This window comes from Xaviernesmea rhizosphaerae (assembly GCF_001938945.1).
Classification (GTDB): Bacteria; Pseudomonadota; Alphaproteobacteria; order Rhizobiales; family Rhizobiaceae; genus Xaviernesmea; species Xaviernesmea rhizosphaerae.
On sequence record NZ_MKIO01000021.1, the window covers coordinates 85,716 to 112,393 of the forward strand.

The window sequence follows — 26,678 nt, forward strand, 5'->3', positions numbered from 1 at the left end:
GAGCCACTTCCTGCATTCTGCGCTTAAATGTGTCTTAAGTGAAATCGGCAAGCTTTCCCGAGGCTTCAGAGGGGCTTGTCATGTCTATTCGAAATATTTTGATCGCGGCCTTGCTTGTCGTCAGTGCCGTCCTTGCGGTGATGGTCGGTAAGGATACGGTTGCCGCCTACAGGCAATTCCAGACGTCGGACCGGGTCGCGACCCTGGTTCTCTACGACAAAGCCCTGTTCACGGCGCTTTTAAGCCTGCGCAGCGAGCGGGGCGACAGCGCGACGGCGCTGACGTTGGCGCCGGAAAAAGCGGCAGCATCCATTGCCAGCTTCAAGGGCATGCGCGCCAAGGTGCAGGCGGCCATGGCCGAGGCCGATGCGATTGCCGCCGGTTTCGATGATCCCGGCCTTGCGAGCGAGGTGGCGTCGCTGCGCTCCGCCTATGCGCGCTTTGACGGGCTGCGCGCCAAGATCGACAGCAATGTCGACCTGCCGCTCGAGCGCCGTGAGGCCGGCCTGGACAAGACGGTGCTGTCTCAGGGCGGAGAGTTGATCGCCAGCCTCGAAAAGACCTCCACCGCCGTCGAAGGTGTGATCCGCGGCCTCGATGAGAGCAAGCTCGCGCTGATCCAGATCCGCTCCTATGCCTGGGCCGGGCGGTCGCTCGGTGGCTCGGCCGCCGTCATCCTCAACGGTCTGATCGTGCAGAACCGCAAGCCCGACGCGACCGAGGCGAGCAACCTGATGTCCTATGACTCGGGCGCGGCTTTCGCCTGGCGTGCGGTGGAAACGCTGGTCAACCATCCGAGCATGCCGGCGGTGCTGAAGGAGCGCTATGGCAAGGCGGATGCGGCCTATTTCAAGGGCGAGTTTTCTCCGTGGCGGGCGAATATCGTCGCCAAGCTGATCGCTGGGGAGGGATCACCCGTTGGCATCGACGAGTGGCGGCCGAAGGTCACCGCAGCGCTCGGCCAGATCGCCGATGTCGCGTCGCTGGCCATGGACCAGCTGAACGAAAGCGCGGCCATCAGCCGCTCCAATGCCCTGTTCGACCTCGTCGCCCTGTCGCTGCTGCTGCTGGTCACGACCGTCATCGGTGTCGGCAGCATGGCGATCGTCGTCCTGCGCGTGGCAAGGCCGATCGGCCTTCTGACGCGCTGCATGAATGCGCTGGCCGAAGGCAACCGCAACGTCGTGGTGCCCGGCGCGCAGCGCGGCGACGAAATCGGCGAGATGGCCCGCGCGGTCGAGGTCTTCCGCGAGGCGGCCATTCGCAATGCGCAGCTGGAGGCCGAGGCCGAGGACAATCGACGCCGCGCCGAAGCCGAGCGGGTGGACCTGCAGCGCCGCGCCGAGGCGGAAGCCAATGAGCGACTGGACCGGGCAACCGGCGCGCTTGCCGGCGGTCTCAAGCGCCTTGCTGCTGGCGACATGCTCTGCGAAATCGCCGAGCCTTTTGCGCCGCAGTTCGAGGGCCTGCGCCATGACTTCAACGCGTCCGTCTCGCAGTTGCGTCAGGTTCTCTTGGCGGTTGGCGAGGCGGGGCAGGCGGTCAAGAGCGGTTCCCAGGAAATCTCCGGTGCTTCCGACGATCTGGCCAAACGCACGGAACAGCAGGCTGCCTCGCTCGAGGAGACGGCCGCCGCGCTGGAACAGATCACCACCAATGTGAAGATGACCTCGCGGCGAACCGTCGATGCGCGGGATCTGGTGCGCGATGCGCGCGCCAAGGCCGACCAGTCCGGCACGGTCGTCGGCACTGCCGTCGAGGCCATGCAGCGCATCGAACATGCCTCCGGACAGATCGGCCAGATCATCACCGTGATCGACGAAATCGCCTTCCAGACCAACCTTCTCGCGCTGAATGCCGGCGTCGAGGCAGCCCGCGCCGGCGAGGCCGGCAAGGGCTTCGCGGTGGTGGCGCAGGAGGTGCGAGAGCTTGCCCAGCGCTCGGCCAAGGCGGCCAAGGAGATCAAGGCGCTGATCGGCAATTCCGAGGTTGCGGTCACGGAAGGTGTCCGGCTCGTTGGCGATACCGGCTCCGGCCTCTCGGCGATCGCCGCGGTGGTGGAGGCGATCAGCGGCCATATGGACGCCATCGCCTCGGCTGCGCAGGAACAGGCCTCCGGCTTGAGCGAAGTCAATACGGCCGTCAACCAGATGGACCATGCGACGCAGCAGAACGCGGCCATGGTCGAGGAAATGAACGCGGCCTCGGCAGGGCTCGCCAATGAAGCCGGCACGCTGGCCAGCCTGCTCGCCCAGTTCCGCACCAGCGCGCAGCCACAACCGGCCCTGCGTCATCGGGCAGCCTGATCCGCTCCTACTTGCCGCGCAAGGCTGGTGCGCCCGGCTCGGCTTGAACCGTAAGACGAGAGCCCTGGTTCGAGCCGGTGCCGGCGGCCCATCCCTGCCGCCGGCTTCGCCGTCCACAGGGACGCGTTCTGCACTTGCATGGCCTGTCGAAGTCATATAAAGATATCTTTATATCTTGATGGAGGCTGTGGCCGGATGACGCTGGCATTGGAGACATTGGTGGATGTGCTGAAGGCGGCGGGTGAGCCGACGCGCTTCCGGCTGCTGAAGCTTCTGTCGTCAGGCGATTTGACGGTCACCGATCTCACGGAGATTCTCGGCCAGTCGCAGCCCCGCATTTCCCGCCATCTCAAGCTTCTGGGCGAGGTCGCCCTGATCGATCGCTATCAGGAAGGCGCCTGGGCCTATTTCCGCCTGAGTGCGGATGGCGCCGCGGTCGAGCTGGTGCGCACCATGCTTCTGGCCGCCCGGGACGACGATGCCGTGCTTGCCCGCGATGCCGAGCGTCTGACGGCGCTGAAGCAGGCGCGGTCCGAGCGGGCGCGCGATTATTTCAGCCGCAACGCCCAGGAATGGGACATTCTGCGCCGGCTGCATGTGCACGAGGCCGAGGTGGAGGCCGCCCTGGTCTCGCTGGTCGGCGACGAGCCGGTCGATCAGATGCTGGATCTCGGCACGGGCACCGGCCGGATCCTGCAGCTTCTCCAGCCCGTCTATCGCCATGCCGTCGGCGTCGATGCCAGCCGGGACATGCTGGCGGTCGCCCGCGCCAATCTCGACCGGGCCGGCATCGGCAAGGCGACGGTGCGCCAGGGCGACATCTTCAACCTGCCGCTGGAGGCGGGGCAGTTCGATCTCGTCACCATCCACCAGGTCCTGCACTTTCTCGATCAGCCCGACCGGGCGATCGCCGAAGCCGCCCGGATGCTGGCGCCTGGCGGACGGCTAATCATCATCGATCTGGCGCCGCATGCGCTGGAATATCTGCGCGACGACCATGCACATGCCCGGCTGGGCTTTGCCCATCAGACCATGGGCGACTGGCTGTCGCAGGTCGGGCTGACGCTCGAAAAGGCGGTCGATCTCTCGCCGGATCACGGCCGCGAGCGGCAGCTGACCGTCACCATCTGGCTGGCCCGTGCGCGCGAGCGCGCCAGGTCCGCTGTCTCCCCTGTCTTTGCTTCCATAGGACACTGACCATGGCGCCGCAAACGCTTCACCCCGCACGGCGCGCCGCGCTCACGCTCTCCTTCGAGTTCTTCCCGCCGAAGAACGAGGAGATGGAGCGCCAGCTTCTGGAAACGGCCGAGGCCCTGAAGGTCTATGCGCCCGAGTTCGTCAGCGTCACCTATGGTGCCGGCGGCTCCACCAAGGCCCGCTCGATCGACACCGTGCGCAGGCTGATCGCCGATCACGGGCTGACGAACACCGCCGCGCATCTCACCTGCGTCGGCGCCGCGCGCGCAGAGGTCGATTCGGTAATCGACTCGTTCATGGCGGCCGGCGTCACCCGTTTCGTCGCGCTGCGCGGCGATGCGCCCGGCGGCGCAGGGGTTGCCTATCAGCCGCATCCGGAAGGCTATGAAAATGCCGCCGCTCTCGTCGGCGCGCTGGCCAGGCGCGGCGTGCGCTCCATCGCGGTCTCCGCCTATCCGGAGAAGCATCCCGAAAGCGCGGATGTGGCCGCCGATATCGATATGCTCAAGCGCAAGGTCGACAATGGCGCCACCCAGGCGCTGACGCAGTTCTTCTTCGACAATGATGATTTCGAGCGCTACCTGGAGCGTGTGCGCGCAGCGGGGATCACCATTCCGATCATTCCCGGCATCCTGCCGATCAACAATCTGAACCAGGTGATCAAGTTTGCCGGCCTGTGCGGCGCGCGCGTGCCGCAGGTGCTGATCGACCGGCTCGGGCCGCTCGAGGAGGCGCCGGAGGAGCGGTTCCGCGAGGCGACGCTGATTGCCGCCGAGCAGATCGTCGATCTCGCCCAGCGCGGCATTTCCAGCTTCCATCTCTATACGATGAACCGCACGCCGCTGATCAGCGCCGTCTGCGACATGGTGCAGTTCGCCCGCGTGGACGCGGCCTCGCCGGCTGCTTGAGACCGCGCGTCTGGCGCAGTGGACTGCATGTGATTCGCAGTCCGAGTCTTGCCACAAAGGTAATCAGATCATGAAAAACGCCGCACGGGATGTCCGTGCGGCGTCATCTGTTTGAGCACGATACGCGACCGGCCGCCGCGCTGCCTGCTTGAAACATTCAATTCTTATGATTGTTGGTCCCGGATCCTGTCGATCCCGGACGGACGGCGTTCCGGCTCTTGCCAGACGCCCGACGCTCTTCGGCCCCTTGGAACGCGGCGGTGGACCGCCACACATCTTCGAGCCGAAGCTCCATCCACACTTTATCCCCTTGTTTTCCAACGCTTCTCATCAGAAGCGTCAGTGTCGTCACATTAGATGAACAGCATCATCGTGACGAAGGTAAAGGCGGCACCGATCATGAGGACATTCAGCGAACGGGTCAGTTCCATTTTGGCCTCCTGGCGTTGACGGTTAACAGATAGGGTAAAAATGTCACAGAGCAAAGGAAATCCTGTGCTGCAGTGCCGTCTCATTTTGGCCGCAATGCAGCGGTTCTCGACCTAACCGCTAGATTTCCTTGCGTGATCTGCCGCCAAAATTTTTTCACGCCGTTACAGCGCGTGAGCGGCAAATACCGGCCAGAGCGTGCGCTGTATCAGGCATGGTGGTCCGACTCACGCCGGTTTGCCTTTGCGCTGCAGCCGGGCAAGCACGCGGCCATCCAGCACCAGCAGTCCGAGGCCGATCAGCACCATGCCGGCAATGTCGGTCCCTTCCAGCCGCTCGCCGAGGAAGACCGCGCCGAGAAGGATGGCGCTTGGGGGCACCAGCAGCGTGACCAGCGAGGTGTTGGTGGCGCCCGCCCGCGCCATGATACGGAAGAAGAGGATATAGCCGAGCGCCGTCGACAGAAAGGCGAGCGCGGCGATCGCGAGGATCACGGAGAGCGGCGGCAGCGGCAGCGTCCAGGGATGGTCGATGGCGAGCGCGACGGGCAGCATGATCAGGCTGGAGCCGGTCAGCTGACCGGTGGCGATCACGGTCGGGTTCAGCCCCTTGAAGCTCTTGCCATAGATGGCGGCGAAGCCATAGCTGAGCGCGGCGAGCAGGGGCAGAAGCAGCGCCCAGAAGGGCACCGCATGGTCCCCGGCCACCATGGTGGAGAGCGCGGCCGGACCGAGCAGCACGGCCGTGCCCATGAGCCCCAGCAGGCAGCCGCCGAGCTTGGCGCCGGTCAGGCGCTCGTCTGATGTCAACAGATGGCCGATCAGCACGGTCCAGATCGGTGTCGTGGCATTGAGGATCGAGGCGAGCCCTGCGCCGATCTGCGTCTGCCCGAGAAAGATGAAGGCATGGGGAATGGCGTTGTTGATCAGCCCGAGCAGCAGAAAGCCGCGCCAGCGCCCCTTGAGCGCGGCATAGAGCCCATGCTGGCCTCGCAAGAGCAGATGCAGCGCCAGTGCTGCGAGCGACAGGCGCAGAAAGACAAGGGTAAAGGGCGGCACATGCGGAACGGCGATGCGCGCGAAGAAGAAGGAGCCGCCCCACAGAAGGCCGAGCAGGAAGAGAAGGCCCCAGGTCAGCGGGGTCATGCGCGGGGTCGGCGTGGCGGACATCGAAGGCTCCAGACTTGTTGAAGCCCTTCTCTAGGCAGAGCCGGCCGCCATCACCACCCGAAACATGTCACGGCGACAAAACCGGCAGAGGTGGGACCGGGGCGGCGGTTCGCCGCCGGCCCCATGCTGGTGCTGGACCATGTCGCGCAAAGTGGTTGCCGGTTCCGCGGCAACGATATGCGACAAAACAACGGCGTGAAGCGCGGCAAGCGATCCGAAGAATCGCGCCGCGCTTCGGTGTCGTTGTGCTTACGGCTGCTTGTTCAGCGCGTCGAGAACGGCCTGGGTGGCCCAGCCATCGGCCGGCAGGCCGAAGCGCAGCTGCTCCTTCTGGAGTGCTGCGCGCGTGCCGGAGCCGAGGATGCCGTCGATCTTGCCGACGTCGTGCCCGAGCGCATCGAGGCGCATCTGCAGCGCCTTCATGCCTTCCTCCGTCAGCCCCTGTTCCGGATTGCCCGGACGGTAGGCCGGCGCGCCGGCCAGACGCGTGGCGAAATAGGCCGCGGAGGTGGTGTAGATGAAGGACTGGTTCCAGGCGAGGTAGATGTTGAAGTTCGGATAGGTGAGGAAGGCCACGCCCTTGCGGCCCTGCGGCAGGATCAGCGAGGCATCGAGATCGCCATGGCTGGTATCGCCGTCGCGCGGGGTCACGCCCAGGCCGAACCAGTCGCTGGCCTTCAGGCCCGGCTGCAGGCCGGTCTTTTCCCAGGGCAGCTCCTCTGGCACTTCCACTTCCTGGATCCAGGGCTCGCCGCGGCGGAAGCCGAGGCTCTGGATGAAGTTGGCCGCCGTCATGATCGCATCCGGCGCGCTCTGCTTGAGATTGATATGGCCGTCGCCGTCGCCATCGACGCCATGGGCGATGATGTCCTTCGGCAGCATCTGCACCTGGCCGATTTCACCGGCCCATGCGCCGGTGGTGGTGGCGGGGTCGAGATCGCCATGCTGCGCCATTTCCAGGGCGGCGATCAGCTGCGGGCGGAACATTTCCGGCCGGCGGCAATCATGGGAGAGCGTCACCAGCGCGTTCAGCGTGTTGAAATTGCCCTGCACCGCGCCGAAATCCGTCTCCATCGCCCAGAAGGCGGTGATGACGGGGGCGGGCACGCCATACTCCTTCTCCGCCCGGGCGAAGACCTCGGCATAGTCCTTGATCTTCTTCGCGCCGATTTCCAGCCGGGCCTTGCTGACCGTGCGGCTGGAAAATTCCTGGAAGGTCTGGCGGAAGACGCCCTGCGCCCGGTCCCTTGCCAGAACCTTCTCGTCAATGCGCGCGCCCGACAGCGCCTGGTCGGCGACGGATGCGGGCACGCCGGCGGCCACGGCCTCCTGTTTCACGCCCGCCAGGAAGGTGGCGAGATCGCCGCCGCAGGGCGGCTTGGGCCCGTTGGTTTCAGGCGTTTGCGGCGAAGCGGCCTGGGCTGCGGCGGGCAGGGCGGCGAGCGGGCTGGTCGAGGCCAGCAGCAGAGCGAGGGCAGCGAGGTGGCGGATGCGAGATGGCATCGGGTCGTCCTTTGATCGGCAACAGCAGGACGCATCCGGCCGGCGCGGCGCGATGCGCTGCCGGCAGAATGCGGGAGATTCAGCTCAGCCGCATGACGCCGAGCCCTTGGCACAGCGCTTTGCGGGATTGTCTCGAAGAGTTCAAGATGCCGCGACCCTGCCGCCCGTTTCGGGCGAAAACATGGGGGCACAGCGCATGTCTGAAGGAATTGCGCGCGATGACACGCGCAATCAGCGCTGCGCGCTCAGATTGGGCTGGGACACGGCTTCTACCCACTTCTTCCAGTTCTTGGCGGAACCGGCGAAGACGTTGATATCCGTATTGCCCTTGATGCCGGGAATGACGCCGGTGCTTGTATATTGCCAGAAGGCCCAGCGGCGCTCGGGATAGGCCTCGCTCGGATGCTTGGCGACAGCCCTAACCCAGAAATGGTGGGTCTTGAACTGGCCCACGAGATTGTCGCGGTGGAAATCGACCGAGGTATAGATGATCGGCCGCTTGCCGTAATAGGCTTCGAGCCGGTCCATGAACCGCTTCATCTCGCTCTGCACCGTCAGCGGGGAGGGGCGATAGCGGCAGGTCTTGGATTCGCCGTTCCACTCGACATCGAGCACCGGCGGCAGGTGCACCGCCTCGCGCGGGACATTGGCGATGAACCAGTCGGCCTGTTCGTCCGCCGTGGAGCAGAAGTAATAGAAGTGATAGGGCGCATAGGGCAGGCCGGCGGCGCGGGCCTTGCGCCAATATTCATCGAAGCGCGTATCCACCACATCCTTGCCCTCGGTCGCCTTGATGAAGGCGAAGGACACGCCCGAGCGGCGCACGGCGACCCAGTCGATATCGCCCTGCCATTTGGACACGTCGATGCCGTGGACGGGATGATGGTGCGGCGTGCGCTCGCCGAAATCCATCGGTTTCTTGTCGTCAAAGCGCGGCGTGATCGACGCGGTCGAGACCAGATCATAGTCGGTGGCGGTGCAGGCCGACAACAGCGACATGACAGGCAGCAGGGCCAGAAGAAGCCGACGCATGAGGTTCTTTCAAGTCCGTTGGATCAGGGGCCTGCCGCACTGCGGACAGCCGATCGGCCGTCTCTTGCAGGAGGCGTGAACGGCATCTTCACCATAACAGCGTAAAGAACTGGTTACTTCAAGGGGCCGCCACGAGAACTGGCGAGCCGGCAAAGCCCGGCGCAAGCTTCGGCGTGCGAACCGCCCTTTCAACGCAAAAAGGCCGCCGCATCGTTTGCCAACGACGGCGGCGGCCTGCCCGCGGATGCGGGGCGACGTTGAGACGGAGCCTCAGCTTAGGGCTTGTGGCAGGTGGCGAGCCAGGCATAGCCGCCGCCCAGCCGGCGGGCGGAAACCTGCATGCCACGGGCGGCGCAGGCCGCTTCCAGCTGGCGGAACAGCTCCGCGCGCGGCGTGACGTGAAAGCGCTGCAGCCAGGCCTTGAGCAGCGTGCCGGCCACGCGCGGAAGGCGTTCCTGTTGGCCGAAGTCGACGATATGCAGCCTGCCGCCTGCCGCCAGCGCGTCGAGCGAGCATTCGATGGCGGCCTGCCAGGTGGGGATCATCGACAGGGCATAGGAGATGACGATGTGGTCGAAGCCGTCGACATCGAAGCTGTCGGCGGAGAAGTTCCCGGCATCGGCCTGGCGAAGCACCGGCGCCGGATCCGACAGACCGGCGAGATTGCGCTCGGCCGTGGCCAGCATCTCGCGGGAGATGTCGAAGCCATAGAGCCGGGCGCGGGGATAGCGACGGCCGATCAGCACCAGGTTGCGGCCCGTGCCGCAGCCGACCTCGAGCAGGCTCTGCCCCGGCTGCACGCCAAGGCCGCCGATCATGGTGTCGCGGCCGAAGAGGTAGTATTTGCGTGTCGCATCATAGACATAGCGCTGATAGCGATACATGCGGTCCATGCGGTCGGCATGGTCATGGGCGATCATGCTCATGCGATCTTCCTGTAGATGTGGAAGGCGCCGTAGATCGCCGAGCGATCCTGCGGGCTGAGTTCGGCGGAGCGGGCGGTGTCGTAGAACCACTGATCGCGCACGACCTTGGCCAGGCGGCCCTCAACGATGCTGTCCTCGCCGGCGGTGCGGAAGATGACGACCGCATCCGGGCTTGCCGTGCGGGTGATCTCGCTCCACAGCGCGTTGAGCTGCGCATCGGTCATCCAGTCCTGCGCGTCGAGCAGAACGTAGCGGTGCATGGAGCCGGCTTGCTTGGTGGCGAGCAGGTCGGTGAAGCTGGCGTGATGCACCTGGACGCGATCGGTGTTGTTGCGGATCGCCTCATAGGATTCCGGGCGCAGATAGAGCGGCAGGACGCCTTCCTCGCCATTTGGATAGCGGCGGGCGAAAGCCTGCCAGGCAAAGGGATTGTCGCGCAGGGGGAAGTGACAAGCGAGCTTTTCCAGCCGCTGGCGCAGCACGTCGGCCACCGAGCGGCTGTCGCTCAGGCGGGCAAGTTCGTCGAACTGCTGCGGCGGAATGCCCAGGCCGAAGAGCGAGCTCTTGCGGCTGGTGATCCAGCGGATGACAGGCTTGTCGAACAGCGGTGCGATGCGCGTGTCGAAGATGCGCCGCTGGTCGCGCAGCGAGCGCGCCTGGGTCAGCTCGGTAAGGTCGACGCCGTGAAGCCGCGCGACGAGATGGCCGAGGCCGATGAAGCGGCCGAGCAGGCCGGTCTTGTAGATGTTGCGTGAGAAGACGCGAATCCGGCGCTTGCCGCTGGGCGAGCGCTTTTCCCAATAGGCGCGCGTCTCCGCATCCAGAGCCGAGGCGATGAAGCGGTCATAGGCGGCGATGTTGGAGGACAGGCCGTCGCGGGCGAGGAAGCGCACGACATCGCCATGCCCCGGCAGCGCGCGGAATGCGGCGAGTTTCAGCCGGTTCAGCGCGACGTGATGGGTGTTGAGATCGACCACGTCGATATGGCGCGGACCCCCGGAGAGATAGGCCAGCATGTTGCAGCCGCCCGAGCCGATCGTGACGATGTTGTGGTGCGGGGCGATCTCCATCGCCGCCATGTCGACGATCGGGTCCTCCCAGATCTGCGGGTAGACCAGGCCGGAAAACAGAAGGCCGAAGGTGCGCTCCGAAAGCCCCTGCAGGCTCAGCGCCCGGTGGCGCAGAAGGGCCGATTTGAGCTTGGCGTTCTTGCCGCGATGCTGGCTGGAGGCGGGCAGTTCGGTAGAGGCGAGATCGGTCATCAAAGTCGCTCGGTTCGATCAGGGATGAGCGCTTTTATGAAAACGCCAAGACAGTTTGATGAAGGTGGTATCCCCGTGTTTACCCGGCCTTAATGACACGGACGGCTTGACTGCGCCTCTGCTTGTCGCAGCCCGCGCTTTTCACCTTTGAGTAAGTGCCGTTCGCCAACAATAATGCGGGAGCTGAGGCGATTTGGTCTCCGCCGGAGAGGGGCCATGCGGCCAGATCAGACGATGAGGTCGAGGACAGCGCTGATACCGATGATGGAGAAGGGCGCAACCATGGCGCTGGCAGGGCTCATCCTGCTGGCATTGATTCTCGCCGCCGGCCTCCTTCTGGCGCGATTCGGCCTGCCCGATGATCCGCGCATCCTCCTGCCCGTGCTTGGTGCCGGGCTGCTCTGCGCACTCGCGGGCACAGCCTTTCTGATTCGGCGCGCAGGCCGGCGCGCCGCACCTGCTGTCGCCATCAAGGAGACGGCGGGCCCCGCAAAAACCGCGACCAGCTTCAAGGAGCGCCGGCTGATCAATGCGCTCAGCGGGCTGGCCGACCGGCGCGCGCTCGAGCGCGACGTTCGCGCCAGAACGGAAAACTGGGGAAAACCCATCCTCGTCCTCGATGTCCTCGGCTTCGAGAAGATCGCCGGCCGGGCGAATGGCGAGTCCTCGGCGCGGCTGCTTAAGGCCTTGTGCGACAGGCTGGGGCAGAATTGCCGCGTCTTCGGCCGGCTGTTCCAGCTCAGCGACACGCGGTTCGCGGTTCTGGTAGAAGGGCAGCCTTCCGCTGGCAAGGTTGCCGATATCTGTCATTTCCTGCGCCTGCTGGTGCGCGAGCCCTTCGTTCTGCCGGATGGCGAATTCTCCCTCGATCTTGCCGTCGGCGCGACGGTGATCGGCAGCCACGACCAGCATATTCGCGAGGTTCTGGCCCGGGCCGAGCGGGGTGCTGCGCGCGCGGCCGGCGAAATGCAGGGCCAGCCCGTCTATGAACCCGTGCCGCCGCCCGCGCCCGGACGATCCCGCCCGCGACCGGCGGCAGGCGCCTGATTCTGCGGTCCGCATCCTGTCTTCCCGTTCCGAACGCGCCTGCAATCCGCGTCCCCTTCGTTTCCGCCTCGCGAGGGAGGCGCCCGGACACGCCCCCGGCAAGCACTGTCGGCAGCCGCGTTTGGCCGCATGGCCTGCGGTACCTCAGCATTCCATGGCTTGGATTTGCCGCGCGAAACGGCCATGATGCGGCGGCGCATCATAGCGGGCATTCGATGTCGGCCGGTGCGTGCAGGCAAATGGCATGGAAGAGGCGATGCGCAAACGCGGCATTTTTTCGGCACTGGCTGCGGGCGTGGCGGTGATCCTGGCAGGTGCGGCAGGCTGGCTCGCCGCCGCTCCGCCTGAACTTCTTCTCGTCGGCGACGGCTACGCCGCCAAGATCGTCTGCTCCAACGTGTTCCTCGCCGGACGCGAGGCCGGTGATGTGCTGGCAGACGATGTCCAGGCGCCTGGCAATCCCTTGCTTCGGCTCGTGCGGGTGACCGTCGATCGCGAGCGCAAGACCGTGACGGCGCGCATGTTCGGCTTTGCTGCGCCCGGCCATGCCATCTATCGCGAGGGGCTCGGCTGCACCAATGTCAGCCCCGGCGAATTCGCCGCCTTCCCTGGCAATCGGTCGCTGCGCCGGCGCACGCCCCAGCTCGACGACACTAAGCCCTGGCCCGATGGCAACGGCACGCGCATCGAGCCGATGCTGCAGGCTCTGGTGGAGGATGACCGCCTGGCCGGGCCCGGCGCTCGCGCGCTCCTGGTGCTGCGCAACGGCGTGATCGTCGCCGAGCGTTATGGTGACGGCTTCGGCGCGGCGACGCCGCTGCTCGGCTGGTCCATGGCCAAGACGGTGACGGCCGCGCTCATCGGCCTGCGCATTCGCGACGGGGCGATGGCGCTCGACAAGGCAAGCCTTCTGCCCGAATGGCGCGGCGATGGCCGGGCGCGCATCACGCTGGCCGATCTCATGGCCATGCAGAGCGGCCTGTCCTTCAACGAATCCTATGGCAGCGTCACGGATGTGACGCGCATGCTCTTCCTAGAAAATGACATGGCGCGCTTTGCCGCGGCCCAGCCGTTGCAGGCCGATCCGGGCGCGCAGTTCCGCTATTCCAGCGGCACCACCATGATCCTCAGCCGCCTGTGGATGGACAGCCTGCCGAGCGCGCGCGAGGCGCTGACCTATCCGCGCGCGCAGCTGTTCCGGCCGCTCGGCATGAGCAGCGCAGTTCTGGAGCCGGATGCGCATGGCACCTTCGTCGGCTCGTCCTACATGTATGCCACCGCCCGCGACTGGGGTCGGTTCGCGCAGTTCCTGGCGCAGGGCGGACAGTGGAAGGGCGAGGCGCTGCTGCCGCCGGGCTATGTCGAGGCGATGCGCCGGCCGACGGCCGCCTCTGGCGGGCGCTATGGCGGCGGGCAAGTCTGGACGCGTGGCCCGGAGACAGTCGGCCCCTATCCACAGGACAGTTTTTGGATGCGCGGCCATGACGGCCAGTCGATCATGATCGTGCCGTCGCGCGGGCTGGTCGTGTTGCGCATGGGGCTCACCCCGCGTGCGAGCGGCTATTCGGTCGAGCCGCTGGAGCGCGCGGTGCTCGAGCGTCTTCCAGCCCTGCCGGCCGAGGGCGGCAACGCCCCCTGAGGCGACTCTGTGCTGCGCGCGAAATTCAGCAGAGATCATCCGGAAAATAGCAAAAAAACCGGCCAACGGGAAACCCGGGCCGGTTTTGGACATGGCTCGTGTGGACGTCCGGCACGGTGCGCCAGCCGTCTGTAGCTCCTGTCAGCGCATGTTCAGCATGTCGAGCATGCCCTTGCGCTTGGCGTGGTTGTAATAGCCGCTGGCATAGAGGCGCACGGCGCCGTCCTTCTGGTTGTCGGCCACCATCCAGGCGCCGCGCAGATAGCGCGTGGCATATTTCAGGTTGGTTTCGGCGTCGAACAGACCTTCGGCCGGGCCATTATAGCCGAGACCGCGCGCGGTAGCGTAGCGGATCTGCATCAGGCCGTAATTGCCGCGATGATAGGCCTTCGGGTTATAGCCGCTCTCGCGCCTGACGACGCGATGGACCAGCTCTTCCGGAATGCCGTTCTGCTTGGCGTAGACCGTGATCAGCCGGTCGATTTCTACGCGGCTATTGCCTGATGGTTTGCTCTCGAACGGGTTGAGCTCGGCCAGCGTGGATTTGGCGGCGGAATAGGCCTCGTTGATGATGCCGGGCTTGGGAACCGGCACCGGCACGATCATCCGCTTTTCGACGAGCGTTTCCAGGCCGACCGGTTCGCCAGTGTCGAAGGTCGATTCCATCACCGCCATCGATACCATGTTCTCAACGGGAGGACGGCCGGCGCCTGCCGGGCTGCTCAGGGAAACGGTCTCGACGGTGACGAGTGCGGCAGCATTGCCGGGAATGGTGACGCCGGCCTGCTTGGAGCCGAGCGATGCCTGGTTCAGCAGCGGATTGGTGGCTGAGGCCGGCTGGGCCGAGGCCATGCGCTGCTCGGGCGCCAGGGCCTGGCCCTGTGCGGACTGAGAAGATGCAGGCTGAGAAGAGACGGGCTGGGCGGAGGCCATTTCCGTCACCACGCGGGCGCCCTTATGCGCGGCCGGAGACGCCGTGCTGGCCTGGCTTGCAGCCGTTGCGGCGGGCTGCATCGCCGTCGTGGCAGAAAGTGGCTGTTGTTCGGCCGAGGCCGACTGGCCGGGCTTCAGCGTCGCCGTTTCCTGGGAGAGCGCACTCACCGCGGCGGACGGCTTGCCGTCCGGCGTGGGCAGTGCGTAAGCCGTCATCTCGGTTCCCGGCTTGGCGATTGGTGTGACGGTCTGTACCGCCGTTAAGTCCGCCATGGAGGTGTGCTGGGCGGTGGAGCACCCGGCCGCGAGGCCGGCAGATAGGATTGCGCAGGCCGTAAGGGCCGGTTTTTTCAAGGAAAAACGGTTAATCGCCATTCTCTCGCTTTCGTGCCGTGTTGCCCCGTGGCCCCTATCGAGCGGGCGTCCTTAACCGCTCAACATGAAAATTCCTTAACGCAACCATGCGCCAATCGCAACCCGATGCCCAGATTTTGGCCAGAACAGGCCGATTCGAAGGTCTGTCAAGCCCCTCTGGATGGCGATTACGGCGGTGTGGCGCGCAAGGCGCAAGCCCTTGCGTCGAAGGGCTTGCGGTCTCGCCACCGGTCTTGAAGATCAGGCGGATCGCCAATTCTGACCAATCGTCTCCATCATGGTCGTGAACCAGGGGGTCGCGGTATCGAATGCCTTGCCGCCGCGGATGCGCGGGAACTCGATGCAGCGCAGGCGGCCGCCCTGATTCTCGTCATGGCCGGTCACGCCGGAGACGCCGTTGAGCGCGCTTTCCACCGCCAGATCGACCATGCCCTGAATCAGCCTGAGGTCTTGCGCATTGGCCGGGGCGGAGCGGGCGAAATAGCCCGACTTCTGCACCATGGCCCGCTCTGCGCCGATCAGCGCGGCGAACTGGCGCGAGAACCAGGCGCCGACATTGATCGCATCGATCTTCACATGGCCGAAGGCGTCGCGCTTGACGGTCTCGCCGGCAGCCTCGCGCTCGGCGACGATCTCGTGCAGGCAGGCGCCTTCGCTGACGAAGAGGGCGACGAAGCCGGTCTTTTCCATCACCTTGCGCAGCCGCTCGGCCTCGCTTGCCATGTCGAACTGCATTTCCGGCAGATAGAGCCCGTCGATCGATTTCAGCGAGCGATCCATCATGAAGCCGTCGACCATTTCCAGGCTGTCCAGACCCTGGAGATAGGCGCGGGCGGTGGCGGCGGTCAGCCACCCGGAATGGCGGCCCATGACCTCGTGCACCACCAGCGTCTTCGGCGCGGCGCTCTGCTCGTTGCCGACATTGTCGAAGAAGCGGGCGCCCACTTCGGCCGCCGTCCAGGCGCCGAGCGACTGGCGGATCGGCACGACGTCGTTGTCCACGGTCTTCGGCAGGCCGACGACGGTCAGCTCATAGCCATTGGCGCCGAGATAGGCGGCAAGGTCGGCGGCGGTCGTGTTGGTGTCGTCGCCCCCGATGGTGTGCAGAATGGTGATGCCGTCGGAGGCGAGCCGCTCGGCCGCCACCTGCAGCGGGTTCTGGCCTTCAGCGACCAGACCGCGCTTGACGCAATCGGCGACATTGGTGAGCTTCACCCGGCTGTTGCCGATGGGCGAGCCGCCGTGCCGGTGGAGAATGCCCGCCTTTTCGCGCATGGCCGGCGTGATCGCGATGCGGTCCGCGGTCAAGAGACCCTGATAGCCGGACCGGTAGGCGACCAGCTCCGCCTCCGGCAGAATGTCACTGTAGCGTTCGATCAGGCCGCCCACCGCCGAGGACAGGCAGGGCGCGAGCCCGCCCGCCGTCAGCATTGCCACTTTATGCTTGGCCATGATTCCTCCTTCAAGCCATGCCGGGATTGTTTCCCGCGCGCTCTATAGCATGTCAGGCCGGCGCGGCGATGGAGAAGCGGATGGCGCACGACCCTGGCATGGGCGGTGAGGCAGCTTGCCGCGTCGATCGGCCCTTGCCAGCCCCGCGCGCCCGTCGTAATCTTGAGGGACCATCTCATTTGGGCGTTGTCAGCCTGTGCGTTCATGCGGGCTTTCGCGCGGTGTTTGGGGACGCAAACGATCGGCAAAGCCTGATGCGCCGTCGTAAAGCGTCGTAAGCTGCTCCAGGGCAAGGGACGCTCAGGAAGGAAACTCCCGGCCGGGCAGGACGTTATTCCGCAGTCCTTCTGTGAGACATCGGTTTGCTCCCCCAATTTGGCCAGACTGTCGCAAGCCGGAAGACATTCGTAATAAAGACATGAAATGACTATGATTTCGGTGTCTCCCGGCGGCAAGGGAGAGGCCGGGCGGGCAGGGGCCCACACCGGGTGCCGTCTGTTTTCGGCTGACCGGGACGATGCTAGAGGAACCTATGTCTCATTCGATCTGGGAGCGGATTTTAAGCAGCGTGGCTGCGGCGGGCAATGTGCTGGCCGGGATGGTCGAGGCTGTGCGCACCTTTCTGGAAGGCGATCCGGTCACGCGCCGCGATGTGGCCTTCTCCGTGGCGATGATCGCGCTTTCGGCCAAGATGGCCAAGGCCGACGGTGTGGTGACGGAGCGCGAGGTCGAGGCCTTCCGCCATATTTTCCGCTATCCCGATGCCGAGGCACGCAACGTCGCCCGGCTCTACAATCTCGCCCGCCAGGACGTGGCGGGCTTCGAGGCCTATGCCGAGAAGATGGCCCGACTCTGCGCCACCTGCGAGCAGGATTGCTCGGTGCTGGAGGACATTCTCGACGGCCTCTTCCACATCGCGACCGCCGACGGCGCGCTGCACGAGAAGGAAATGGCCTTCCTTGCGCGGGTGGCGGAAATCTTCCGCCTCTCGGAGGCCCGTTTCGAGGCCGTAATGGCGCGGCATGTGGATGGCGAAAGCGATCCCTATGCGCTGCTCGGCGTCTCGCGCGAGGATGATTTCCCGACGATCAAGCGGCGCTATCGCGCGCTGGTCTCCGAGCACCATCCCGACGTGCTCGTCGCGCGCGGCCTGCCGGCGGAAATGCAGAGGCTCGCCCATGACCGGATGGCCGCCTATAATGCGGCTTACGAGGCGATCGAGCGTGATCTTCAGGCAGCCTGAGATCCGGCGCGGCCCGTCCCTGTCTGTCAGACGAGAGTTTCCTTATGTCGAGTTTTGAAGCCGATTTCGTCGGCGCACGCGTCCTTGCCTCGCCGAACCATGGGGAGCGCATCGGCACCGATGCGCCCGACCGGCTGATCCTGCACTATACCGGCATGGAGACGGGCGAGGGCGCCCTGGCCTGGCTGCGCAATCCCGACAGTCAGGTCTCCAGCCATTATCTGGTGCATGAGGACGGGCGGATCGACCAGCTCGTGCCCGAGACGCGCCGCGCCTGGCATGCCGGCCGCAGCCTGTGGAAGGGCGTGGAGGACAACAATTCCCATTCGATCGGCGTGGAGATCGTCAATGCGGGCCATCCCGGCGGCCTGCCGGATTATCCCGAAGCACAGATTGCAGCCGTCGCCGAATTGTGTCTGGATTGTGTCAAGCGCTGGTCCATCGCCCCTGAAATGGTGCTGGCGCACTCGGATATCGCCCCTGTTCGCAAGGTCGATCCCGGCGAAAAATTCCCCTGGAAGAATTTGTACTTGACCGGGGTCGGGCACTGGGTGGAGCCGGCGCCGATCGGCGGTGGGCGCTTCTTCCAGCGCGGCGATGCCGGCCAGCCGGTCGAGGCCCTGCAGTCGATGCTGGCGCTCTATGGCTATGGCCTTGACGTCACTGGCAATTTTTGCGAGCGCACCGAGGGCGTGGTTGCGGCTTTCCAGCGCCATTTCCGCCCGGAAAAGATCGATGGGATTGCCGATATCTCGACCATCGACACCTTGCATCGCCTGCTATCTTCCCTGCCGCGTTTTAGGGCCTGATCGCCGACCGGCAAGGGGGTGTAGACGGGCCATGGTTAAAAAATCGCTGCATTGCCACATCATCACCATGATGCGACGGTTTCTTCCGGCCTGTGCCAAGTGCAGGACAGGGGCGACAATCCGGCCTGCCTTAATCATCCCAAAAGGCTGAAGACGGCCGGGTGCGTGTTCCAGTAACGCAGGCAATGTCCGTGTGTCCTTGTCGATGCGCGATGCTGCGTTTGCACCCGTGTGCCGTGATGTGCCGGACACGGAGACTGCAAAATTCATGAAACGATCGACTGTTGCTACGGCAGCGGCCTGCCTTGTCATGCCCATTTTCTGGACGGCATCCTCTTTTGCTGGAAGTCTCGATGAGAGTTTCAAGACCTCGTCGATCATGCCCGACCTTCGCGCCTCCCTTCCAAGCGGCAATGCGCTGAAGCAGGAAGCGCCGGCGCCCCTGCTGCCGGACACCGATGCCGCCATCGAGGAGCCGGAAGCGAGCTCTCCCGAAATCGGCCGCTACAACGCCCTTCTTCACAGCTATGCCCGGCAATATGGCGTTCCCTTCGAGCTGGCGCAGGCCGTCGTGAAGGTTGAGAGCAACTACAATCCCAAGGTACGCGGCAGCGCAGGCGAGATCGGCCTGATGCAGATCAAGCCGGCAACCGCGCGGATGATGGGCTATTCGGGCGGTGCCCGCGGGCTGTTCGATCCCGAAACCAACATCAAATACGGCATGAAATATCTGGCGGGTGCCCACAGGCTCTCGGGCGGTTTCACCTGCGGCACGATCCTGCGCTACAATGCTGGCCATGGTGCAAAGCGCATGAATCCGGTTTCGCGCCGCTATTGCGGCCGGGTGCAGAGCATCATGGATTCGTAAGGCGCCGCCGCAATCCCCTGCAAATCCCCAGCAATTTCCTGCAAATCCATGTGTATCGCGCGCCGTCCCGGCTGCTTTCCTGAAAATTCGGTTTGGATTTCCGCCCGCCTGGGCTAAGGACAGCCCGCCAGTTGGCCGGGCAGCCGCGCTTCGCAAGGGTCGAAAGGCCGCGGGGTGAGGAAAGTCCGGGCTCCACGGAAAGACGGTGCCGGATAACGTCCGGCGGGGGCGACCCCAGGGAAAGTGCCACAGAAAGCAAACCGCCGCACGGCGCGCCCCGCGCGCCGGAGCTGGTAAGGGTGAAAGGGTGGGGTAAGAGCCCACCGCGGGCCTGGCAACAGGAACGGCACGGTAAACCCCACCGGGAGCAAGACCGAATAGGGATGACGCGATGGCGCCTTCGGGCGCCGTCAGCCTTTTCCGGGCCAGTCATCCGGGTAGGTTGCACGAGGCGGCGCGCAAGCGTCGTCCCAGATGAATGGCTGCCACGTCCGGCTCTTCGAGCCGGGCCTTACAGAACCCGGCTTACAGGCCAACTGGCAATTTTCCTTCGCCTTCAGGGCCGGGCTTCGGCCCCGTGCGCCGCTGCCGCGCGCTTCTTTCTCCAGTCTCCGAGATAAATTTTCGAGCCGGCGCCCGTCAGCGCTTCGGCAAAGCCGATCCGTGCGCTCTCGCGGCGATACCAGGGGCTTGGGTCCCGTTCTTAACCGCTCGTTAAACTTAACGGACTATCAATGAAGGGTGATACCGGTGTCGCCGCCCCGGTCCATCCCATTGACGCCCATAGGGTCCCATGGTATCCCAATGCCGCACTGCACAGGGTCGAGTACAGGCCCGATCACCGCGAGTTTGGTGGTGCCTCCGCCAGGAGGCTTTGTACGGGCATGTGGCCCGGCAGTGCTTGTCAGTGATGGTTTTCAAGGCGGTGGGCAGTCCGTGCGGGCTTGCGCTGGCACCGGTTTCGGATCGAGAGGTCGATGAATCGGTTTCTGTCGCATGCCACCCAGCGGATCGACGCGAAGGGGCGGGTTTCCGTGCCGTCGCCGTTTCGTTCCGTCATGGCCGCGCTGGATATCCGCGAGCTCTATTGTTTCCAGGACTTCGTCTATCCGGCCATCAGCGCCGGCGGGCCGGAGCTTCTGGAGCGCTTCGAGAAGCAGATCGCCGAGGCGGATCCCTTCTCGCCAGAGGCCAACGAGATGTCGCTCCTGATTCATGGGGGCGGGGTCTTCATGAAGCTGGACGCCGAGGGCCGGCTGACGGTCACGGATTTCATTCGCGACTTCACCGGCATCACCGACGAGGTCACCTTCGTCGGTCGGGCGGATCATTTTCAGTTGTGGTCGCCGAGTGCGTTTGCCCAAACGCAGGAGGCGGCCCGTCGCGCGCGCAGGCAGCGAGGGCTTGCCGCGCCATAGCATGGGGAAACGGAATGGTGGCGGATCAAGGCGACGGCTCGAACGGCGCTGACGGCGGACCGGTCCGCCACATTCCGGTTCTTCTGCCCGAGGTTCTCACGGCGCTTCAGCCGGCCCCCGGCAAGATCGTGCTTGACGGCACCTTCGGCGCCGGCGGCTATACGACCGCCTTTCTGGAGGCAGGCGCCGAGGTCATCGCGCTCGACCGCGATCCCAATGCGATCGCCGGCGGACAGGCGCTGGTCGCAGAGGCCGGCGGAAGGCTTCGCCTCGTCCATTCCCGCTTTTCCGATCTTGCCGCCCATGCACCGGCCGAGGGGCTCGATGGCGTGGTCTTCGATATCGGCGTTTCCTCCATGCAGATCGACGAGGCCGAGCGCGGCTTTTCCTTTCAGAGGAACGGGCCGCTGGATATGCGCATGTCGGCCGCGGGTGTCTCGGCTGCCGATGTGGTCAACCGCGCCAAGGTCGGCGACCTGATCCGCATCTTCGGCTTTCTGGGTGAGGAGCCGCAGTCAGGCCGCATCGCCCGCGCGATCGAGAAGCGCCGCGAACAGAACCCTTTCGAGACCACGCGCGACCTTGCGTCGCTGATCGAGACGGTGACGCCGCGCAAGGCGAAGGACCGCATTCATCCGGCCACGCGCGTCTTCCAGGCGCTGCGCATCTTCGTCAATGACGAGCTGGGCGAGCTGGCGCGCGCGCTGTTTGCCGCCGAGGGGGCGCTAAAGCCCGGCGGGCGGCTCGTGGTGGTCACCTTTCATTCGCTGGAAGACCGGATCGTCAAGAAATTCTTCCAGGATCGCGCCGGCAAGGCGTCAGGCTCGCGCCATCTTCCTCTCGCGGTCGAGCGTCCGGCAACCTTCGCACCAGTTGGTAAGCCTATGGTATCGGCCACAGAACAAGAAGCCTCGATCAATCCGCGTGCACGCTCTGCCAAGCTTCGGGCCGGCGAGCGCAGCGCAGAACCGGCCCCGGCAAGCGACATGTCCATTTTCGACCTTCCCACACTTGCGAATCTCGAACGGCTGGGAGGCTGAGCATGCTGCGAACCTTCGACATCGTCCTCGTCGTGATCATGACCGCGGCCGCGACCGTGACCTACACGATCAAGCACAAGGCGGAGAACAAGCTTGAGGAGATCCACAAGCTCGACGCCGAGATCAAGCTGGAAGAGGACACGATCGAGCTTTTGAAGGCAGACTGGGCGCTGGTGACGCAGCCGAGCCGGCTGGAGAGCCTCGTGCGCGTCTATCAGCAGGATCTGCAGATCGCGCCGACGCCGTCCACCCAGATCGTTCAGCCGCAGGAGTTGCCGATGCTCAAGGCCGACGTTCCGCCGCCGCCTGCGCCGGATGACAAGACCGCCAAGGCCAAGAAGAAGCCGGCGACCGATTCGATTGCAACCGGATCGGTGGCGCGCTGATGTCTTCTTTCCTGTCCCGCATCATGGTCGGCAAGAGCAAGGCGCATTTCTCGGCCGGCGCCAACGGGCGCGCGCCCGGTGCGCCCAGCGCCTTTCAGGGCACGCGCAAACGGCGCGGCAACCAGGCGCGCAACCGCGTCGTCATCATGATCTGCGCCTTTTCGGCCGCCTATGTCGTGATTGCCGGCCGGCTCGTGCAATATGCGATGATCGATGACGAGACCGTGGCCAGCATCGGCCGGTCCGACAATCTCATGGCCTCACGCCCCGACATTCTCGACCGCAATGGCGAAGTACTTGCCACCGACATCCGCACGGTCTCGCTCTATGCCGAGCCGCACAAGATCGTCGATGCGGACGAGGCGGTGGAGCAGCTCTCCACCGTGCTGCCCAATCTCAACGTCGCCGACATCTACAACAAGCTGAAGTCCAAGTCGCGCTTCCAGTGGCTGCGCCGCCAGCTGACGCCGAAGCAGCAGAGCCAGATTCTCGCGCTCGGCATTCCCGGCATCGGCTTCCGTCCGGAAAAGCGCCGCTTCTATCCCGGCGGTCACACGGCCTCGCATGTTGTCGGCCACGTCAATGTCGACAATCGCGGCATTGCCGGCATGGAGCGCTATATCGATGCGCAGGGCCTGGCCGATCTCGCCTCGGTCGGCATGACCAGCGATGCCAAGATGGAGCCGGTGCGGCTGTCGATCGACCTGCGCGTGCAGAACATCCTGCGTGACGTGCTGGTGGAAGCGCAGGGCAAGTTCAAGGCGATCGCCGCCGGCGGCGTGATCATGAACGTCCACACCGGCGAGATCCTCGCCATGGCCTCCATTCCGGATTACGACCCGAACAATCCGGCGGCCGGCGCGGAGGAGGGCTGGATGAACCGCATGTCGAACGGCACGTTCGAGATGGGCTCCACCTTCAAGTCCTTCACCATCGCCATGGCGCTCGATTCCGGTAAGGTGACGCTGAAGGACAGCTTCGACGCGCGCTATCCGATCCGCATCGGCGGCTTCACCATCAAGGACTTCCACGGCAAGGGCCGGGTGCTGAGCGTGCCCGAGATCTTCCAGTATTCGTCCAACATCGGCACGGCGAAGATGGCCGACCTCGTCGGCATCGCCGCGCACAAGGAGTTCCTCACCCGTCTGGGCCTGCTGACCCGCGTGCCGACGGAGCTGCCCGAAGTGAAGATGCCGAGCCAGCCGCGCGAATGGAAGAAGATCAACTCGATCACCATCTCCTTCGGCCACGGCGTCTCCACCACGCCGCTGCAGACGGCGGTGGCCGGTGCGGCGCTGGTCAATGGCGGCCATCTGATCGAGCCGACCTTCCTGCCGCGCAGCGCCGAAGAGGCGGAAGCGTCCTCCGTCCAGGTGCTGAAGGCGAAGACCAGCGCCGACATGCGCTTCCTGTTCCGCTGGAACGGCATCAACGGCTCGGGCAAGAGCGCGCGCGTGCCGGGATTTGATGTCGGCGGCAAGACCGGCACGGCCGACAAGGTGGTGAAGGGCCGCTATTCCAGCGACCACAACTTCAACGCCTTCCTGGCGGCCTTCCCGATCAACGATCCGCAATATGTGGTGCTAACCTTCATCGACGATCCGCGTTCCGAATCGGGACGCGCGGCGATTGCCGGCACGACCGCGGCACCCATGGTGCATGACGTCATCGCGCGGGCGGCGCCGCTGCTGGGTGTGGAGCCGAAGTTCGGAAGCGATGGTTCTGCCATGCTCGTGTCGTATTGACGGCTGATGAGGGCGGGCTATCCCGTCTCAAGCCTTCCAGTGCCAAGGAAACCCCATGATTCTCGATGATCTTCTGTCTCCGTTCGTTCCGGCTGCGGCGCTCGGTCCCGCAACCCATGGTCTGGAGATTGCCGGTCTGACGAGTGACAGCCGCAAGGTGGAGCCGGGCTTTCTCTTCGTGGCGCTGGCCGGGAACAAGGCGGATGGCCGCACCTTCATTCGCGATGCCGAGGGCCGCGGCGCCGTGGCGATCCTGACCGAGACGGGCTCCGCGATCGACACCGCGCTGCCGGTCATCACTGTGGACAATCTTCGCCGGGTGCTGGCGCTGGCCGCCGCCCGCTTCTATGGTCGCCAGCCGGCCACCATGGTGGCGGTGACCGGCACCGCCGGCAAGACCTCGGTCGCCTCCTTTACCCGGCAGATCTGGGCGCATGCCGGCCATGCCAGCGCGATGATCGGCACGACCGGCATCGTCTCGCCGCGCGGCAGCAGCTATGGATCGCTGACCACGCCCGATCCCGTCACCCTGCACCGTATTCTCGCCGAACTCACCGACGAGGGCGTGACCCATGCGGCGATGGAAGCCTCTAGCCACGGGCTCGACCAGCATCGTCTGGATGGCGTGACGCTTGCCGCCAGCGCCTTCACCAATCTCGGCCGCGACCATATGGACTACCACCCCACGGTTGAGGCCTATTTCGCCGCCAAGATGGAACTGTTCCACCGCCTGACGCCCAAGGGCGCGCCGGCGGTGATCTTCGCCGACGACGCCTGGTCTGAAGCTGCGATCAAGGCCGCGACAGAGGCCGGGCTCGATGTGCGCACGGTCGGGCGCAACGGGTCTTTCCTGACCCTCAAGCGGGTCGAGCATTTCCGCCACAAGCAGATCGCCGAGATCCATATCGACGGCGCGATCTTCGAGGTGCATCTGCCGCTGGCCGGCGACTTCCAGATTTCCAATGCGCTGGTGGCCGCGGGCCTTGCGATCGCCACGGGCACCGCGCCCGCCATCGCCATGGCGGCGCTCGAGCGGCTGCAGGGCGCGTCCGGTCGGCTGGAGCTGGTCGGCCAGACCAAGGACGGCGCGCTCGCCTATGTCGATTATGCCCACAAGCCGGATGCGCTCGCGCATGTGCTCGCCTCCGTCCGGCCGTTCACCACCGGCCGGGTGGTCGTGGTGTTCGGCTGCGGCGGCGACCGCGACAAGGGCAAGCGTCCGATCATGGGCGAGGTGGCGACCCGGCTCGCCGATTGCGTGATCGTCACCGACGACAATCCGCGTTCTGAAATTCCGGAAGCGATCCGCGCCGAGATTCTCGCCGCCGCGCCCGGCGCCACCGAGATCGCCGATCGTGCCGAGGCCATCCGCGCCGCCGTGGCCGGACTGAAAGCCGGCGATACGCTGATCGTCGCCGGCAAGGGTCATGAGGAGGGGCAGACGATTTCGGGCGTCACCTTGCCCTTCTCCGATCATGCCGAAATCCGCAAAGCACTGGGAGGGGCCGTCGCGTGAGCTGGTTATGGACATGCGCCGACATGATTGCCGCCATGCGCGGCCGTCCGGTCGGCAATCTGCCGCAAGGCATTTCCGGGATCTCGATCGATAGCCGCTCGATCAGCCGGGGCGAGGCCTTCTTCGCCATCAAGGGGGACCGTGTCGACGGCCATGACTTCGCCGGACTGGCGATCGCCAATGGCGCGGCCATGCTGGTCGTCAGTGAAGGCAAGCTGCCGGCGCTCGGACGGCTGATCGCGCCGATGATCGTGGTCGACGACGTGCTGGAGGCGCTGGGACGGCTGGCCTGTGCGGCGCGCGACCGCTCCGGCGCGCGCGTCATCGGCGTGACCGGCTCCGTCGGCAAGACCACGACCAAGGAAATGCTGCGCCACAGCCTTTCGGCCTGCGGGCGCGTGCACGCGGCCGACGCTTCCTTCAACAATCATTGGGGCGTGCCGCTGACGCTGGCGCGTATGCCCGAGGCCACCGATTACGGCATCTTTGAAATCGGCATGAACCATCCGGGCGAGATCCGGCCGCTGACGGCCATGGTGCGGCCGCATGTCGCCGTGATCACCACCATTGCCCCGGCCCATCTCGGCAATTTCCGCGATCTCGACGAGATCGCCACCGCCAAGGCCGAGATCATGGAAGGCCTGACCGAAGGCGGCCATCTGGTGCTCAACCGCGATATCGACCAGTTCGACCTGCTCAAGCGCAAGGCCGATCTGCTCGGCATCGGCAACATCACCACCTTCGGCGAGAGCGCCAAGGCCGATTACCGGCTGATCGAATATGCGCCGTCGCCGGAAGGCGCCACGCTCTGGGCCGCGATCGAGGGTCGGACCTGGGAGGTGCCGCTGGGCGCGCCCGGCCGCCACATCGCGGAAAATGCGCTGGCCGTGCTGGCCGCCGCGCATCTGGCCGGGGGCAATCTGGAGCGCCTTACCGCCGCGCTTGCCACCATGGTGGCGGAAAAGGGCCGGGGTGCGCGCCATCGGCTGGCCGTGCCGGGCGGCGCGATCACGCTGATCGACGAAAGCTACAATGCCAATCCCACCTCCATGCGTGCCGCGATCGCGCTTCTGGCCGCGGCCGAGCCGGACGCCGGCGGACGGCGCATTGCCGTGCTGGGCGATATGCTGGAAATGGGCGTCGCCTCGGCGGAGATGCATGCCGAGCTTGCCGGCCCGCTGGTCGAGGCCGGGGTCGATGCGGTCTATCTCGCCGGACCGGACATGGCCCATCTCAGCGATGCGCTGCCCGACCCAATGGACGTGGTGCACCGCCCGGATGTCAACGCGCTGCTGCGCGAGGTGCTGATGGCGGTAGGCCCGGGCGATGTGGTCATGGTCAAGTCGTCCAAGGGCACGGGCTGCGCGCGCATCGTCGCGGCGCTGCTCGAAAAATATCCACCTGTTGAAAAGCCAGAGAGCGCCGTTTAATCCGGCGCCGGCACCCGCCGCCCGGACAGCCCGGCGGCGGATTTC

At 65.4% G+C, this 26,678-nt stretch carries 22 protein-coding genes and 1 other RNA gene; 15 read left to right on the forward strand and 8 right to left on the reverse strand.

The window, feature by feature from the left end; all coding sequences use genetic code 11:
* Positions 1 to 80 precede the first annotated feature (80 nt).
* The 3 genes from BJF92_RS04220 (at position 81) to metF (ending at position 4,411) form a co-directional block, all read left to right on the forward strand.
* Positions 81 to 2,306: a methyl-accepting chemotaxis protein gene (locus tag BJF92_RS04220; RefSeq protein WP_158032184.1), complete on the forward strand. Its 2,226-nt coding sequence runs from the start codon at positions 81 to 83 to the stop codon at positions 2,304 to 2,306.
* Positions 2,307 to 2,501: 195 nt separating this feature from the next.
* Positions 2,502 to 3,503, forward strand: a complete 1,002-nt coding sequence (locus BJF92_RS04225) for an ArsR/SmtB family transcription factor (RefSeq protein WP_075633525.1) — start codon at positions 2,502 to 2,504, stop codon at positions 3,501 to 3,503.
* A 2-nt stretch (positions 3,504 to 3,505) separates the two neighbouring features.
* Positions 3,506 to 4,411 (forward strand): methylenetetrahydrofolate reductase [NAD(P)H], encoded by a 906-nt coding sequence (metF, locus tag BJF92_RS04230; RefSeq protein WP_075633526.1) that lies wholly within the window; start codon positions 3,506 to 3,508, stop codon positions 4,409 to 4,411.
* Positions 4,412 to 5,067: 656 nt separating this feature from the next.
* Here the strand turns inward: metF and BJF92_RS04235 are convergent.
* The 5 genes from BJF92_RS04235 to BJF92_RS04255 form a co-directional block, all read right to left on the reverse strand.
* Positions 5,068 to 6,009 carry a DMT family transporter gene (locus BJF92_RS04235; RefSeq protein ID WP_075633527.1) on the reverse strand — a complete coding sequence of 314 codons (942 nt, stop codon included), beginning with the start codon at positions 6,007 to 6,009 and terminating at the stop codon, positions 5,068 to 5,070.
* Between the two features lie 249 nt (positions 6,010 to 6,258).
* Positions 6,259 to 7,512: a lytic murein transglycosylase gene (locus tag BJF92_RS04240; RefSeq protein WP_075633528.1), complete on the reverse strand. Its 1,254-nt coding sequence runs from the start codon at positions 7,510 to 7,512 to the stop codon at positions 6,259 to 6,261.
* Between the two features lie 231 nt (positions 7,513 to 7,743).
* Positions 7,744 to 8,544 (reverse strand): glycoside hydrolase family 25 protein, encoded by an 801-nt coding sequence (locus BJF92_RS04245; protein ID WP_075633529.1) that lies wholly within the window; start codon positions 8,542 to 8,544, stop codon positions 7,744 to 7,746.
* Between the two features lie 275 nt (positions 8,545 to 8,819).
* Positions 8,820 to 9,470, reverse strand: a complete 651-nt coding sequence (locus BJF92_RS04250; RefSeq protein ID WP_075633530.1) for a class I SAM-dependent methyltransferase — start codon at positions 9,468 to 9,470, stop codon at positions 8,820 to 8,822.
* Entirely contained in the window at positions 9,467 to 10,732 is a 1,266-nt protein-coding gene (locus BJF92_RS04255) for a BtaA family protein (RefSeq protein WP_075633531.1), read from the reverse strand. Before BJF92_RS04255 ends, BJF92_RS04250 begins: the two co-directional genes overlap by 4 nt.
* A gap of 234 nt (positions 10,733 to 10,966) precedes the next feature.
* Between BJF92_RS04255 and BJF92_RS04260 the strand changes: the two genes are divergently transcribed.
* Entirely contained in the window at positions 10,967 to 11,779 is an 813-nt protein-coding gene (locus BJF92_RS04260; RefSeq protein WP_210187598.1) for a GGDEF domain-containing protein, read from the forward strand.
* A gap of 244 nt (positions 11,780 to 12,023) precedes the next feature.
* A complete protein-coding gene (locus BJF92_RS04265) occupies positions 12,024 to 13,418 on the forward strand; it encodes a serine hydrolase domain-containing protein (protein ID WP_075633533.1) in 1,395 nt (464 codons plus the stop codon).
* A gap of 141 nt (positions 13,419 to 13,559) precedes the next feature.
* Here the strand turns inward: BJF92_RS04265 and BJF92_RS04270 are convergent, their stop codons facing one another.
* Together BJF92_RS04270 and BJF92_RS04275 are read right to left on the reverse strand one after the other, a co-directional pair.
* Positions 13,560 to 14,624, reverse strand: a complete 1,065-nt coding sequence (locus tag BJF92_RS04270; RefSeq protein ID WP_245294656.1) for a lytic transglycosylase domain-containing protein — start codon at positions 14,622 to 14,624, stop codon at positions 13,560 to 13,562.
* A 342-nt stretch (positions 14,625 to 14,966) separates the two neighbouring features.
* On the reverse strand, positions 14,967 to 16,178 hold the full coding sequence (locus BJF92_RS04275; protein WP_075633535.1) for a pyrophosphate--fructose-6-phosphate 1-phosphotransferase: 1,212 nt from the start codon (positions 16,176 to 16,178) through the stop codon (positions 14,967 to 14,969).
* Positions 16,179 to 16,710: 532 nt separating this feature from the next.
* Here BJF92_RS04275 and BJF92_RS04280 point away from each other — a divergent pair.
* Together BJF92_RS04280 and BJF92_RS04285 are read left to right on the forward strand one after the other, a co-directional pair.
* Positions 16,711 to 17,421: a J domain-containing protein gene (locus tag BJF92_RS04280; protein ID WP_075633536.1), complete on the forward strand. Its 711-nt coding sequence runs from the start codon at positions 16,711 to 16,713 to the stop codon at positions 17,419 to 17,421.
* A 44-nt stretch (positions 17,422 to 17,465) separates the two neighbouring features.
* A complete protein-coding gene (locus BJF92_RS04285; protein WP_075633537.1) occupies positions 17,466 to 18,230 on the forward strand; it encodes an N-acetylmuramoyl-L-alanine amidase in 765 nt (254 codons plus the stop codon).
* Here the strand turns inward: BJF92_RS04285 and BJF92_RS25700 are convergent.
* On the reverse strand, positions 18,201 to 18,611 hold the full coding sequence (locus BJF92_RS25700) for a hypothetical protein (RefSeq protein ID WP_198931528.1): 411 nt from the start codon (positions 18,609 to 18,611) through the stop codon (positions 18,201 to 18,203). The two genes, BJF92_RS04285 and BJF92_RS25700, sit on opposite strands and share 30 nt — an antisense overlap.
* On the opposite strand from BJF92_RS25700, the gene BJF92_RS04290 reads away from it, so the two are divergent.
* From BJF92_RS04290 to BJF92_RS04325, 8 genes are all read left to right on the forward strand, one after another.
* Positions 18,499 to 19,098, forward strand: coding sequence for a lytic transglycosylase domain-containing protein (locus tag BJF92_RS04290; RefSeq protein ID WP_075633538.1), 600 nt, complete (start codon positions 18,499 to 18,501; stop codon positions 19,096 to 19,098). The two genes, BJF92_RS25700 and BJF92_RS04290, sit on opposite strands and share 113 nt — an antisense overlap.
* A 127-nt stretch (positions 19,099 to 19,225) precedes the next feature.
* Positions 19,226 to 19,642: RNase P RNA component class A (gene rnpB, locus BJF92_RS04295), an RNA gene on the forward strand.
* A 433-nt stretch (positions 19,643 to 20,075) separates the two neighbouring features.
* On the forward strand, positions 20,076 to 20,516 hold the full coding sequence (gene mraZ, locus BJF92_RS04300; RefSeq protein ID WP_075633539.1) for a division/cell wall cluster transcriptional repressor MraZ: 441 nt from the start codon (positions 20,076 to 20,078) through the stop codon (positions 20,514 to 20,516).
* 14 nt (positions 20,517 to 20,530) lie between these two features.
* Positions 20,531 to 21,556 (forward strand): 16S rRNA (cytosine(1402)-N(4))-methyltransferase RsmH, encoded by a 1,026-nt coding sequence (gene rsmH, locus BJF92_RS04305; protein WP_075633540.1) that lies wholly within the window; start codon positions 20,531 to 20,533, stop codon positions 21,554 to 21,556.
* Between the two features lie 2 nt (positions 21,557 to 21,558).
* The gene (ftsL, locus tag BJF92_RS04310) at positions 21,559 to 21,942 is read left to right on the forward strand and encodes a cell division protein FtsL (RefSeq protein WP_075633541.1); all 384 of its coding nucleotides are present in this window, start codon (positions 21,559 to 21,561) and stop codon (positions 21,940 to 21,942) included.
* Positions 21,942 to 23,687, forward strand: a complete 1,746-nt coding sequence (locus BJF92_RS04315) for a peptidoglycan D,D-transpeptidase FtsI family protein (RefSeq protein ID WP_075633542.1) — start codon at positions 21,942 to 21,944, stop codon at positions 23,685 to 23,687. The genes ftsL and BJF92_RS04315 overlap by 1 nt, the downstream gene beginning before the upstream one ends.
* Before the next feature lie 55 nt (positions 23,688 to 23,742).
* Positions 23,743 to 25,203 carry a UDP-N-acetylmuramoyl-L-alanyl-D-glutamate--2,6-diaminopimelate ligase gene (locus BJF92_RS04320; RefSeq protein ID WP_075633543.1) on the forward strand — a complete coding sequence of 487 codons (1,461 nt, stop codon included), beginning with the start codon at positions 23,743 to 23,745 and terminating at the stop codon, positions 25,201 to 25,203.
* Entirely contained in the window at positions 25,200 to 26,633 is a 1,434-nt protein-coding gene (locus tag BJF92_RS04325) for a UDP-N-acetylmuramoylalanyl-D-glutamyl-2,6-diaminopimelate--D-alanyl-D-alanine ligase (RefSeq protein WP_075633544.1), read from the forward strand. Before BJF92_RS04320 ends, BJF92_RS04325 begins: the two co-directional genes overlap by 4 nt.
* Positions 26,634 to 26,678: the final 45 nt, after the last annotated feature.

Excerpts from the sequence above, each read along its gene's own strand:
- BJF92_RS04235 (WP_075633527.1), bottom strand. The coding sequence starts at position 6,009 with ATGTCCGCCACGCCGACCCCGCGCATGACCCCGCTGACCTGGGGCCTT.
- BJF92_RS04240 (WP_075633528.1), bottom strand. The coding sequence starts at position 7,512 with ATGCCATCTCGCATCCGCCACCTCGCTGCCCTCGCTCTGCTGCTGGCC.
- BJF92_RS04275 (WP_075633535.1), bottom strand. The coding sequence starts at position 16,178 with ATGGCCAAGCATAAAGTGGCAATGCTGACGGCGGGCGGGCTCGCGCCC.
- metF (WP_075633526.1), top strand. The coding sequence starts at position 3,506 with ATGGCGCCGCAAACGCTTCACCCCGCACGGCGCGCCGCGCTCACGCTC.
- ftsL (WP_075633541.1), top strand. The coding sequence starts at position 21,559 with ATGCTGCGAACCTTCGACATCGTCCTCGTCGTGATCATGACCGCGGCC.
- BJF92_RS25700 (WP_198931528.1), bottom strand. The coding sequence starts at position 18,611 with ATGATCGACGAGGTCTTGAAACTCTCATCGAGACTTCCAGCAAAAGAG.
- BJF92_RS04280 (WP_075633536.1), top strand. The coding sequence starts at position 16,711 with ATGTCTCATTCGATCTGGGAGCGGATTTTAAGCAGCGTGGCTGCGGCG.
- mraZ (WP_075633539.1), top strand. The coding sequence starts at position 20,076 with ATGAATCGGTTTCTGTCGCATGCCACCCAGCGGATCGACGCGAAGGGG.
- BJF92_RS04250 (WP_075633530.1), bottom strand. The coding sequence starts at position 9,470 with ATGAGCATGATCGCCCATGACCATGCCGACCGCATGGACCGCATGTAT.
- BJF92_RS04270 (WP_245294656.1), bottom strand. The coding sequence starts at position 14,624 with ATGGCGGACTTAACGGCGGTACAGACCGTCACACCAATCGCCAAGCCG.
- BJF92_RS04220 (WP_158032184.1), top strand. The coding sequence starts at position 81 with ATGTCTATTCGAAATATTTTGATCGCGGCCTTGCTTGTCGTCAGTGCC.
- BJF92_RS04225 (WP_075633525.1), top strand. The coding sequence starts at position 2,502 with ATGACGCTGGCATTGGAGACATTGGTGGATGTGCTGAAGGCGGCGGGT.
- BJF92_RS04260 (WP_210187598.1), top strand. The coding sequence starts at position 10,967 with ATGAGGTCGAGGACAGCGCTGATACCGATGATGGAGAAGGGCGCAACC.
- BJF92_RS04320 (WP_075633543.1), top strand. The coding sequence starts at position 23,743 with ATGATTCTCGATGATCTTCTGTCTCCGTTCGTTCCGGCTGCGGCGCTC.
- BJF92_RS04315 (WP_075633542.1), top strand. The coding sequence starts at position 21,942 with ATGTCTTCTTTCCTGTCCCGCATCATGGTCGGCAAGAGCAAGGCGCAT.
- BJF92_RS04255 (WP_075633531.1), bottom strand. The coding sequence starts at position 10,732 with ATGACCGATCTCGCCTCTACCGAACTGCCCGCCTCCAGCCAGCATCGC.
- BJF92_RS04290 (WP_075633538.1), top strand. The coding sequence starts at position 18,499 with ATGAAACGATCGACTGTTGCTACGGCAGCGGCCTGCCTTGTCATGCCC.
- rsmH (WP_075633540.1), top strand. The coding sequence starts at position 20,531 with ATGGTGGCGGATCAAGGCGACGGCTCGAACGGCGCTGACGGCGGACCG.
- BJF92_RS04245 (WP_075633529.1), bottom strand. The coding sequence starts at position 8,544 with ATGCGTCGGCTTCTTCTGGCCCTGCTGCCTGTCATGTCGCTGTTGTCG.
- BJF92_RS04265 (WP_075633533.1), top strand. The coding sequence starts at position 12,024 with ATGGAAGAGGCGATGCGCAAACGCGGCATTTTTTCGGCACTGGCTGCG.
- BJF92_RS04285 (WP_075633537.1), top strand. The coding sequence starts at position 17,466 with ATGTCGAGTTTTGAAGCCGATTTCGTCGGCGCACGCGTCCTTGCCTCG.